General features: G+C 64.9%; 9 protein-coding genes and 1 pseudogene. 2 read left to right on the forward strand and 8 right to left on the reverse strand.

What is annotated here, in order from left to right:
* The 4 genes and pseudogenes from ACU18_RS19790 to ACU18_RS17860 form a co-directional block, all read right to left on the reverse strand.
* Positions 1 to 173: pseudogene (locus tag ACU18_RS19790) on the reverse strand (formaldehyde dehydrogenase, glutathione-independent); the annotation flags it as partial.
* A 230-nt stretch (positions 174 to 403) separates the two neighbouring features.
* Complete coding sequence (gene folE / locus ACU18_RS17850) at positions 404 to 1,003, reverse strand: GTP cyclohydrolase I FolE (protein ID WP_050687821.1); 600 nt, start codon at positions 1,001 to 1,003, stop codon at positions 404 to 406.
* A complete protein-coding gene (locus ACU18_RS17855; RefSeq protein ID WP_050687822.1) occupies positions 1,000 to 3,327 on the reverse strand; it encodes an FdhF/YdeP family oxidoreductase in 2,328 nt (775 codons plus the stop codon). Before ACU18_RS17855 ends, folE begins: the two co-directional genes overlap by 4 nt.
* 13 nt (positions 3,328 to 3,340) lie before the next feature.
* The gene (locus ACU18_RS17860) at positions 3,341 to 4,201 is read right to left on the reverse strand and encodes a methylenetetrahydrofolate reductase (RefSeq protein WP_050687823.1); all 861 of its coding nucleotides are present in this window, start codon (positions 4,199 to 4,201) and stop codon (positions 3,341 to 3,343) included.
* Between the two features lie 217 nt (positions 4,202 to 4,418).
* Here ACU18_RS17860 and ACU18_RS17865 point away from each other — a divergent pair, with 217 nt between their 5' ends.
* Complete coding sequence (locus ACU18_RS17865; RefSeq protein WP_050687828.1) at positions 4,419 to 5,069, forward strand: GntR family transcriptional regulator; 651 nt, start codon at positions 4,419 to 4,421, stop codon at positions 5,067 to 5,069.
* Here ACU18_RS17865 and ACU18_RS17870 read toward each other — a convergent pair.
* The 4 genes from ACU18_RS17870 to purU form a co-directional block, all read right to left on the reverse strand.
* Positions 5,066 to 5,938, reverse strand: a complete 873-nt coding sequence (locus ACU18_RS17870; protein ID WP_050687824.1) for a bifunctional 5,10-methylenetetrahydrofolate dehydrogenase/5,10-methenyltetrahydrofolate cyclohydrolase — start codon at positions 5,936 to 5,938, stop codon at positions 5,066 to 5,068. The two genes, ACU18_RS17865 and ACU18_RS17870, sit on opposite strands and share 4 nt — an antisense overlap.
* A complete protein-coding gene (locus tag ACU18_RS17875; RefSeq protein ID WP_050687825.1) occupies positions 5,935 to 6,561 on the reverse strand; it encodes a cyclodeaminase/cyclohydrolase family protein in 627 nt (208 codons plus the stop codon). Before ACU18_RS17875 ends, ACU18_RS17870 begins: the two co-directional genes overlap by 4 nt.
* Before the next feature lie 112 nt (positions 6,562 to 6,673).
* A complete protein-coding gene (locus ACU18_RS17880) occupies positions 6,674 to 9,166 on the reverse strand; it encodes a GcvT family protein (protein ID WP_050687826.1) in 2,493 nt (830 codons plus the stop codon).
* Between the two features lie 53 nt (positions 9,167 to 9,219).
* On the reverse strand, positions 9,220 to 10,134 hold the full coding sequence (gene purU, locus ACU18_RS17885; RefSeq protein ID WP_082178400.1) for a formyltetrahydrofolate deformylase: 915 nt from the start codon (positions 10,132 to 10,134) through the stop codon (positions 9,220 to 9,222).
* A 123-nt stretch (positions 10,135 to 10,257) separates the two neighbouring features.
* On the opposite strand from purU, the gene ACU18_RS17890 reads away from it, so the two are divergent.
* Positions 10,258 to 10,938: a GntR family transcriptional regulator gene (locus ACU18_RS17890; RefSeq protein ID WP_050687827.1), complete on the forward strand. Its 681-nt coding sequence runs from the start codon at positions 10,258 to 10,260 to the stop codon at positions 10,936 to 10,938.
* Positions 10,939 to 11,093: the final 155 nt, after the last annotated feature.

Here is an 11,093-nt window from a genome sequence, read left to right on the forward strand (position 1 = left end):
GACCCGCAGATGTTGGTGCTCACGGTGCGCAGGATGGCTCCGTGCGGGACCTTGCGGCCCACGTTGGCAGGGTTGACGCCGGGCCCGTCCCTGAGTTCAAGCGTTGGGTAGTCGGTATCGATGATCTCGACGATGCCAGGTTCCTTAAAAGCGACGGCTCTGTTTCCTGGCATGTGCGCTCCTTTGGGCAGGCGTGGTGCGGGGGCGGGATGTGCCGCCTCGTGCCCGAAAGCGATGCTTCGACGGTCACCTCCCCAGGTTTCAGGCGCCGTAGCGCCGTAACGTCGAAGCATCGTTCACGGGAACGAGGCGGCCTATCACTGGGATGCTGGTATTTCGAGAAGTACCGAATAGATATATCAGTTACATACTATGGCGGCCGTGAAGGCCTGTCCAGAGGTTCCTACCGGCCGTGGATCAGGCTGAGCGCCTCAGCCCGGGCTGCCGGAAGCCGCAGTTCGCCGCGCACGGCGGAAGTGATCGTCTTGGCACCCGGTTTGCGGATTCCCCGCATCGACATGCAGAGATGTTCGCATTCCACCACGGCGATCGCCCCGAGGGGCCGCAGCGAAGTCACCAGGGCATCCACCACCTGGGTGGTGAGCCGCTCCTGGACCTGCGGCCTGCGGGCGTAGACGTCAACCAGCCTGGCCAGCTTGCTCAGCCCCGTAACCAGCCCCTCCGCCGACGGGATGTAGCCAACATGGGCCACCCCGTGGAAGGGCACCAGGTGATGCTCGCAGGTTGAGTAGAAGGGAATGTCCTTGACGATGACCATTTCGCCATGGCCAAGGTCGAAGGTTTTATCCAGCACGGCCAGGGGATCCTCGTGGAGGCCGCCAAACATTTCCCCTGCCGCCCGGGCCACCCGGGAAGGTGTGTCCACCAGGCCGGGCCTGTCAGGGTCCTCGCCGATGGCCAGCAGGTATTCGCGGATGGCCCGTTCCGCGCGGACCAGGTCCACGCCCTTGGTGGGCAGGGCCGTCGCCGTGGCGGCGCTCATTGTCCGGCCCTTTCGAGGCGGACGACGACCGACTTGGACGTGGGGGTTCCGCTGGTGTCCGCCACCGATTCCAGCGGCACCAGGACGTTGGTTTCGGGATAGTAGGCGGCCGCGCACCCCTTGGGGGTGGAATACGAAACGATGCGGAAGTTCTCCGCGCGGCGCTCGATGCCCTGGAATTCGGAGATCAGGTGGACCATCTCGCCGTCAGCGAAGCCCAGCTCTGTGATGTCGTTTTCGTTGACCAGGACCACGCGCCGGCCGCCATGGATCCCGCGGTAGCGGTCGTCCTTGCCGTAGATGGTGGTGTTGTACTGGTCGTGTGAGCGCAGTGTCTGGAGGATAAGCCGGCCCTCGGGGACCTTGAGGTACTCCAGTTCATTGCCCGTGAAGTGCGCCTTGCCGGAGGCAGTGTCGAACTTCCTGGCATCCCGGGGCGGGTGCGGCAGGACGAACCCGCCCGGATGCTGGATCCGTGCCTCGAAGTCCTCGAAACCGTCAAAGACGGCTTCGATGTGCTTCCGGATCAGGGTGTAATCGTCCCGGAGCGAAAGCCAAGCGGCTTTGGGGGTGTTGGGCAGCGGGATGTTGTTGCTGTCGGTGAAGAGTTTCGCGGCGAGGTTGCAGACAATCGCCACCTCGGAGTGGAGATGCTCGCTGGCAGGCTTGATGCGTCCGCGCGAGGCGTGGACGGCGCTCATGGAATCCTCCACGGTGACCCGCTGGTCGCCGGTGGCCTGGGTGTCTTTTTCCGTGCGCCCAAGGGTCGGCAAGATCAGGGCCCGCTGGCCCGTGGACACATGGGAGTGGTTCAGTTTGGTGGAGATCTGTACGGTCAGGCGTGTGTTGGCCAGGGCCTGCTCCGTGACCTCGGAATCCGGCGCTGCCCTGACAAAGTTGCCACCCATTCCCACAAACACGCGGACTTTGCCGTCGCGCATGGCACGGATGGCTGCCACGGTATCAAAGCCGTGTTCCCGGGGGGAGCGGAACCCGAACTCGTGGTCCAGCCGGTCGTGGAATGCCTCCGGCATCTTCTCGAAGATGCCCATGGTGCGGTCGCCTTGGACGTTCGAATGGCCACGGACCGGGCACACTCCGGCGCCGGGCTTGCCGATGTTGCCCTGGAGCAGCAGGACGTTGACGACATCCTTGAGGGTGGGGACGGAATGCTTGTGCTGCGTCAGGCCCATGGCCCAGCAGACGATCGTGGCGCTTGAGGCCAGGAGCCGCTCGCCGGCCGCGTGGATCTGCTCCAGTGTCAGCCCGGTGGCCTCAACGATGTCATCCCATTCGGCCTTTTCGAGGTATCGCAGGTAATCATCAAGGCCCACCGTGTGGTCATTGATGAATCCGTGGTCCAGGACGGTGGACAGGCCGGGGGTGTTCCGGCCCTGCGCCTCGGCCTCGAGGAGGTACTTGCCCAGCCCCTGGAACAGGGCCTGGTCACCGCCGGCCCGGATCTGCAGGAAGTCGTCCGTCAGCTGGATGCCCTTGACCATGCCGGAGACGTGCTGCGGGTTTTCGAAGTGCAGCAGGCCTGCCTCGGGGAGCGGGTTGACGGAGATGATGTACGCGCCGTTTTTCTTCGCCTTCTCCAGTGCGCTGAGCATCCGCGGGTGGTTGGTCCCCGGATTCTGGCCGGCCACAAAAATCAGCGACGCTGTCTCCAGGTCGTGCAGGCTGACGGAACCCTTGCCGATCCCGATGGTTTCAACGAGGGCCGAGCCGGAGGACTCGTGGCACATGTTGGAACAGTCCGGCAGGTTGTTGGTGCCCAGCCCGCGCACCAGGAGCTGGTACGCGAACGCTGCTTCATTCGAAGTCCGGCCGGAGGTGTAAAACACCGCCTGGTCGGGATTGTCCATGTCCCTCAGTTCCTGGGCCACCAGGTCGTAGGCTTCGTCCCATGCGATGGGCCGGTAGTGGGTGGCACCCGCATCCAGGAACATCGGGTGGGTCAGGCGGCCCTGCTGGCCCAGCCAGTAGTCGTCGCGTTCCTTCAGGCTGGCGATGGAGTGCTGGGCGAAAAACTCCGGGGTGACGCGCCGGCGGGTACCCTCTTCGGCCACGGCTTTGGCGCCGTTTTCGCAGAACTCGGCAGCGTTGCGTTTCTCGTGTTCAGGCCACGCGCAGCCCATGCAGTCGAAGCCGTCCACCTGGTTCACGGCCAGCAGCGTCTGCACGCTGCGCAGCGGTCCCATCTGCTGGAGCGAAATTTTCAGGGCGTTGGCGACGGCGGGTATGCCGACTGCCGTTTTTTTGGGTTTGGTCAGAGTCAGCTTTGACTCATCGATGTTGTCGCGGGGGGCCTTCGAAGCCATGTGGACTATCCCTTCAGGTCCGGGCGGGAAAAATCGGGTCGGGGGCGGTGCCGGTCGGCAAAGCCAGGGGAGTGCCCTGGAGGAGTCCGGGCAGATTGTGGAAGTCGTTAAAGGCGTACACATTGAAGCCGGCAAACAAGGGGTCCCCTGCCAGTTCCCGGTGGACGTCGCGGATCAGTTGGGAACTGTCATAGTGCAGGAGGTCATGCCGCTTCCACAGTGCGCGGGCCATGCCGGTCCCGCGGGCCAGCTTGAGGGAGCGGCCCACCCCCAGGCGTGCGCCCATGGTCAGGAGCTTTTTGGTGGAAACCGGGCCCGGTACGCCCACCCAGACAGGCAGCTCGATTCCGCTGCTGCGGAGCGTCCTGAAGTACTGGCCGATGGTCTTCGCGGAGAAGCACATCTGCGTGACCATGCAGGAGGCCAGGGGCGCCTTGGCTTCAAGGCTGTGCTTCAGCTGGTCCGCGCTGAGCCCGGGGTGGCCCTCGGGGTAGCCGGCGATGCCCACGGACATGTCAGGTGAAAAGGCCTTGATGGCTTCGAGAAGCTGCCCGCTCCACGCGTAAGGACCGGCAGGGCTCCGGCGGTCGCCGGCAACAGCGAACAAGTCCTGGATCCCGGCGGCCTGCAACTGCTCCAGCATCCCGGTCAGTCCGTCATGGCTGGTGATGCTCCGCGCAGCGAGATGGGGCACCGTCCGGTAGCCGTGCGCGGCGAGCTCGATTGACGCCGCGACGGTCCGCTCGGGGCCGTGGTGCGGAAGGCATGTCACGCTGACCAAACCGGGCGCTCCGAAAACGGCGGGGAGCCGCTCCAGCAGGTCGGCAGAGGGAACGACTTCCAGCCGCACCTGCGGCACAGCTCCGTGGCTCATCGTTCTCCGTTCTTTGGTGGACCTGGGCTGCCTCCAGTGTGCGGCAACCGGCACATTTGCAAAGGCAATCCTGACATTTCTATCCGGATTTATTGATATATTAGATCTGGGAATACTATGTTCCTGGAGCGTCCCAGTCAAGGCTCCGTCATACGGTCGAAGGGACCTGAACGTGAACAGCAGCAGCGGACTACCCGTCGAAACCGGCGGCGCTGAGGTGCCGCCACGCCAGGACGACGAGACTTTTGCCGACTACGCCTACCGGGTTCTTTGCGATGAACTGATCGTCCTGGACATCAAGCCGGGAGAGCCGCTCAACGACGACGTTATCTCCCGGCGGCTCGGTGTTGGCCGCACGCCGATCCGGGAAGCCATGAAACGGCTGGAAGGCGATCACCTGGTGGTGGCTTACCCTCGCCGGGGGACGTTCGCCTCCGGAGTGGATATTACGGACATGGCCGAAATCTCCGAGATCCGTCAGCTGCTGGAACCAGCCGCAGCGGCGCGGGCCGCGCGGGTGGCCTCGCCCAGGGTGAAGCAGGAACTGAAGGAGTTCGCCCTGGAGGTGGACCAGCTCCTGGCTGGCCGGTTGGCGCAGCGGGATCTTATGCGCCTGGACATGAGGGTCCACCGGACCATCTACCGGGCGGCGGGGAGCCGGCACCTGGAAGACGTCCTGATCCGCTACGACAACCTGGCCACCAGGATCTGGAGCCTCGTCCTGGAAAAGCTGCCTCCGGTCTCGGAACACATTGCCCAACACATCGAGCTGCTTGAATGCATCGCCGATGGAGACGTTGAAGCCTCTGCCCGGCTGACCGCCAAGCACGTCTCTGAATTCGAGAACCTGATCCGGGCGGTCCTCTAACCCACGGGAAGCCGGCCGGCCAGTGACTGCGCCCGGGCGGCCTCTGCAGTGTGCAGCAGCAGCAGCGCCGTGGTGACGGAGCCGACGCCCCCGGGAACGGGAGTCAGCGCAGCTGCGACGCCCCGGACGCTTGTTTCATCCACATCGCCCACCAGGGATCCGTCGGCCAGGACGTTGGTCCCGACGTCGATCACTACTGCCTTGGCAGACACGTGGCCGCCGGTCAGCAGGCCCGTCCGTCCGGCGGCGACCACCACGATGTCAGCGGCCCTGGTGTACGTCTCCAAAGGACCCGACTTCGAGTGGCACACCGTGATGGCGGCGTCCCTTTCGAGCAGCAGCAGGGCCAGCGGCTTTCCCACCACAGCGGAACGGCCAACCACAACAACGTTCCGCCCCGCCACGGGGATGTCGTAGTGGTCAAGGATCTCCACCACGGCGCGTGCGGTGGCAGGAGCGAACGCCGGCTGGCCTACGGCCAGGCGGCCCAGGCTCAAGGGGTTCGCACCGTCGATGTCCTTCTCCGGGGCGATCAGGCCCACCAGCTCATCGATCCGGACGCCCCGGGGCAGGGGGGTCTGCAGGATGATGCCGTTGACGGACGGCTCAGAGCTCAAGTCCCCCAGCACGCTGGCCAGTGCCTGCTCGGTGGCGTCGTGGCCCAGGTCAATGATCCGGCAGCCGACGCCGGCGCGTTCCGCTGCCCGCTCAATGGACCGGACGTACCAGTGCGTTGATTCGTCGTCCGTGGCCACCACAACAGCGAGGGCAGGGTGCAGGCCGTCGTTTTCCAGGGCGCGGGCTTCGTCCTGGGCCCGCTGCTTGATCAGCCCGGCCAGGCTCTTCCCGGAGAGCAATGCAGTGTTCAACTGAGGATCCTTTCGCGGACGCGTGCCACGAGCCTGTCCGCGGCCAGGACGGTCTTTTCTTCGAGTCCGTCTGTTTGTTCCGACAGCGCCGTGCGCACCCCGGGGTCCTTGATGGCCACGACGTTGATGTCGATGTTGATGCGGGCGGTGGTTGCGGCTGCCCGTGCGGCGTCGGCAGCGGCGGCGATGTCGCTGATGACGCCGGCGTTGGCTACCTCGAACAGTTCGGCTGCAAGGTCCACCACTTCTCCGGCGAGCGTAATGAGCTGCGCGGGGGTCCGGGCAGCCCGGACGAGGGCGTCCCGGATTCCCGCCGCCTTCGCGGTTTTGAGTGCCTCGGTATCGGTGGGGAGCTTGTAGGCGTCAATGACGCCCTGGAAGGCGACCTCGTCGGCGTCGGCAAGGTGCAGGGCCTCATCGCGGAGCCGGTCGGCAACTTCAATGATGCGCTGCACGGTCCCGGCGTGCTGCTCGTACTTGCCGCCGGTGGTGTAGCGGCCAACCATGGCGACCAGCGCGGCGCCCTGGGCAGCGTGAAGTGCCGCTGCTGCGCCTCCGCCGGGAGTCGGCTGGCGGGCCGCAAGCCTGACGAGATAATCGGAGATTGTTTCTGAACTGATCATGGGTCCGTTCCTGGCTGGGGCTGGGTATGCCCGAAGGGAAGGGACGCGGCGCGGACCCCGGTTGCGAGGGGAGGGTCCGCGCCGCGTCCCTGGTGGATGGCCCTGCGGACTGTTAGCCGCGGAGCCTGGACATGGTGGGGTCGTACAGCGGATCAGCCGTAACGGTGGCCTGGATACGCCGGCCGAAGTACTCAATTTCCACGGCGTCTCCCACGGACACCGCAGCCGGCAGGTAGGCGTAGGCGATTGGCTTGGCAACGGTGTAGCCGTAGGCCGCGCTGGTGACGTAGCCAACTGCCTGGTCCTTGTAGAACACCGGTTCCTTGCCCAGCACAATGCTGCGTCCGTCGTCGACGGTCAGGCAGCGGAGCCGGCGGGTGGAGCCCTCCTCGGAGCGGCCTTCCAGCGCGGCCTTTCCGACGAAGTCGTCCTTGGTCATCTTCACGGCGAAGCCAAGGCCGGCTTCGTAGGGATCGTGCTCGGTGGTCATGTCGGTGCCCCATGAGCGGTAGCCCTTTTCCAGGCGCAGTGAGCTGAACGCGGCGCGGCCTGCGGCGATGACGCCGAACGGCTGGCCAGCCTTCCACAGAGCGTCCCAGAGGCGCTGGCCGTTGTCTGCGCTGGTGTACAGTTCCCAGCCCAGTTCGCCAACGTAGGACAGGCGCATGGCGGTGACGGTGACGCCGCCGATGACGACCTTCTTGGACCGGAAGTAGCGCAGGCCGTCGTTGGAGAAGTCGTCGTTGCTGACGGTGCCGATGAGGTCCCGGGCGAGGGGGCCCCAGAGGCCGATGCAGCAGGTCCCGCCGGTGGTGTCGCGGACCTGGACCCAGTCGCTGGCCGTGCCGTTTTCGGTCTGGTGGCGGGCGGCCCGCTCGAAGTAGGCGGTGTCGATGTTTCCGTTGGCGCCGAGCTGGAACGTGTCTTCGCTCAAACGGGCCACGGTGATGTCACTTCGGACGCCACCGGCGTGGTCCAGCAGGAGGGTGTAGGTGACGGCGCCGGGCTTCTTGGACATGTCGGCGGTGGTCAGCTCCTGCAGCAGCTTCATGGCTCCGGGGCCGGAGACCTCGAGGCGCTTGAGCGGGGTCATGTCGTACATGGCCACTGCCGTACGGGTCTTCCACACTTCCGCGGCGGCGATGGGTGAGCTGAACATGGCCGACCAGGCGTCGCGGGCCGGCGGCTGCCAATCGGCAGGCATCTCCTTGAGGAGGTCGGCGTTGGCTTCGAACCAGTAGGGACGCTCCCAGCCGGCGCCTTCGAGGAAGACTCCGCCCAGGGCCTTGTGCCTGGCGTGGAACGGGCTCACCCGGAGGTTGCGCGGGGAAAGCTTGGGCTGCAGCGGGTGCAGGACGTCGTAGATTTCCACGAAGTTCTGCTGGGAGGTTTCACTGACGTAGTCGGGGGTCAGCTGGACCTCTTCGAAGCGGTGGATGTCGCAGTCACCGAGGTCGATGGAGGACTTGCCGGTGGTCAGCAGTTCGGCCACGGCGCGGGCGATGCCGGCGGAGTGGGTTACCCACACGGCTTCGGCGACGAAGAAGCCGTCCAGTTCCTTCGACTCGCCCACCAGCGAACCGCCGTCGGGGGTGAATGAGAAGATGCCGTTGAAGCCGTCTTCGATTTCGCTTTCCCGCAGGGCAGGAAGCAGCTGCTTGGTGGCTTCCCATGCCGGGAGGAAGTCCTCGAGGGTGAAGTCGAGCCGGGAAGGCATGTTGTGTTCGCTGATGCTGCTGGGCTCGTACTTGCCCAGCTCGTCCAGGTCCACGGGCATGGGCCGGTGGGCGTAGGAGCCGATACCGTAGCGGTCGCCGTGCTCACGGTAGTAGAGGTCCTGGTCCTGGTGGCGGAGGATCGGCAGCGTGGCGCCGTTCGGCAGCGGGTTGCGGCCCTCCTGCGCGGGGACCGGAGTGGTTTTGACGTACTGGTGGGCCAGGGGAAGGAGCGGGACCGACATGCCGATCAGTTCGCCGACCTTTGCGCCCCAGAATCCGGCGCAGGAGACCACGATGTCAGCCGGGATCACGCCGTCGGGCGTCTCGACGCCCGTGACCCGCTGGCCGGACTGTTCGATGCCGGTGACCTCTGTGTTGCCCAGGTACGTTACGCCGGCGGCTTCGGTCCGCTTGATCAGCAGCTGCACGGCGCGCGCGGCGTTGGCCAGGCCATCGGAGGGAACATGGAGGCCGCCCAGGATGTCCTCGTCGTTGATCAGGGGGTAAAGCTCCTTGCACTCGGCGCGGCTGAGGATCTTGCCTTCGATGCCCCAGGCAGCGGCATAACCGAGCTTGCGCTTGAGGTCGGTCAGGCGGGTCTCCGTGGTGGCCACTTCCAGGCCGCCCACCTGGTTAAAGCAGCTGACGCCGTCTTCAGTGAGGGAAAGGAGCTTCTCCACGGTGTACTTGGCGAACAGTGCCATGGACTTGGAAGCGTTGGTCTGGAAGACCAGGCCGGGGGCGTGGGACGTGGAGCCGCCCGGCATGTTGAGGGGACCCTGGTCCAGGACCGTGATGTTGTTCCACCCGCGGGTGACAAGTTCGTCGGCGAGGTTGGTGCCAACGATTCCAGCTCCGATGATGACAATGCGAGGCGTCGATGCCATGTGGTTTCTCCTGCTGATGTTCGTGTGTGGGCGATGCCGGGTTTTGCTGGTGGTTACCGGAATACCACGGTGCTGGTTTGGTCCAGCAGCACGCGGTGTTCACAGTGCCAGCGCACGGCGCGGGACAGGGCCAGTGCTTCCGCATCCTGACCGATGGTCGAAAGGGTGGTGGGTCCGTACGTGTGGTCCACCCGGATGACTTCCTGCTCGATGATCGGGCCCTCGTCCAGGTCCGCAGTGACGTAGTGCGCCGTGGCACCGACGAGCTTGACGCCACGGTCGTAGGCCTGGTGGTAAGGCCGGGCGCCCTTGAAGCCGGGGAGGAAGGAATGGTGGATGTTGATGGCCCTTCCCTCCAGGGAGCGGCAAAGGTCGTTGGAAAGCACCTGCATGTAGCGTGCCAGCACCACGAGGTCGATGTGGTGCTCGTCCACCAGGTCCAGCAGCTGACGCTCCGCGTCCGCCTTCGTGTCAGGCGTCACCGGGATGTAGACGAACTCGAGTCCGGCGGCCTCCGCCATTGCCCGGTGGGTTTCGTGGTTGGAAACCACCAGGACGAGGTCCCCGCCCAGGCTGCCACCGCGCCAGCGGAAGATCAGGTCATTGAGGCAGTGGCCGAACTTTGAGACCATAACCAGGACGCGCTGCTTGGTTTGGTCATGGAAGCTGAACTTCATGTCGAACCGCTCAGCGATGAGCCGGAACTCTTCTTCGAGCTGGTCCGGCGAGTACGCAGAGGTTTGGGAAAAAGCAGTGCGGAGGTGCAGTGTCTGGCGCAGGCCGTCGTCGAACTGCTGGTGCTCGTCGATGTTGAAGCCGCGTTCAAACAGGAAGGTGGTGACTGCCTGCACGATGCCAGCGCGTTCGCCGCACGACAGTGTGAGCACGAACTTCTGCACCGGCGTCTCCGATGCTGCATGAGGCTTGGTCAGGGTGCTTGCAGATGAGCCGGTATCCACGAGGGTCACGGGTCCTCCTTCAGATATATTCCTAGGTTCTAAACTGATATATTAGAATTGTGACCTAGCGTATACTGGTCATTGGGTGCGGTCAATAGGCATTCGTGGCCCAAGGGAAGAGGGGGTGCCGCCGTGGCATTTGAATATCTGGCATTTGCGGATGCAACAGTTGGAAAGTCGCTGGCGGACGTTGCGTACGCCAAGATCCGGGACCGCCTGGTGATGCTGGATATCAAGCCCGGCGACCTGCTTAACGACGACCTCCTCGCCAAGGACCTTGGCGTGGGGCGCACACCCGTGCGGGAGGCCCTGAAGCGCCTCGAGCTGGACCGCCTGGTGGTCACCTACCCCCGCCGCGGAACCTTCGCCACGAGGGTGGAGGTGACGGACCTTGCGTTCATCTCCGAGATCCGGGCCCAGCTGGAGCCCCTGGCTGCTGCCCGTGCAGCGCGGGTGGCGTCGCCGGCAACCCGGGCGCACCTGCGCAGCGTGGTGGCCGAGGTCGAAGCCTATGACGTGGGCTCCGCCTCGGTGGTGGAGACCCTGCGCCTTGACGCCAGTGTCCACCGGGGTATCTATGCGGCGGCAGCAAACCCGCACCTGGAGGATGTCCTGATCCGGTACGACAACCTTGCCACCCGGATCTGGTGCATGGTCCTTGACCGGCTGCCGGATCTCTCCCACCATGTCCGGGAGCACCTGGACCTCCTGGCTGCCGTGATTGACGGCGATGAGGACAGGGCGGCCGAGCTGGCGCGCGTCCACGTCAGCGGCTTTGAACATGCTGTCCGGCAGGCACTCTTCGCCGCGTAGGCCGGGGCATGGAAAGCTGTTGACACCCCTCTTGGCGGGTAGGATACTTGATCTCCGAACTAATATATCAAAAGGATATTAGACCCGAGACCAGGAGAAATCATGGTTGGTGTACCTCTTACCGGCGGCAGCCGGGTGAAGCGCGGCATGGCCGA

It is taken from the genome of Arthrobacter sp. ZBG10 (assembly GCF_001238605.1).
Taxonomy (GTDB): Bacteria; Actinomycetota; Actinomycetes; order Actinomycetales; family Micrococcaceae; genus Arthrobacter.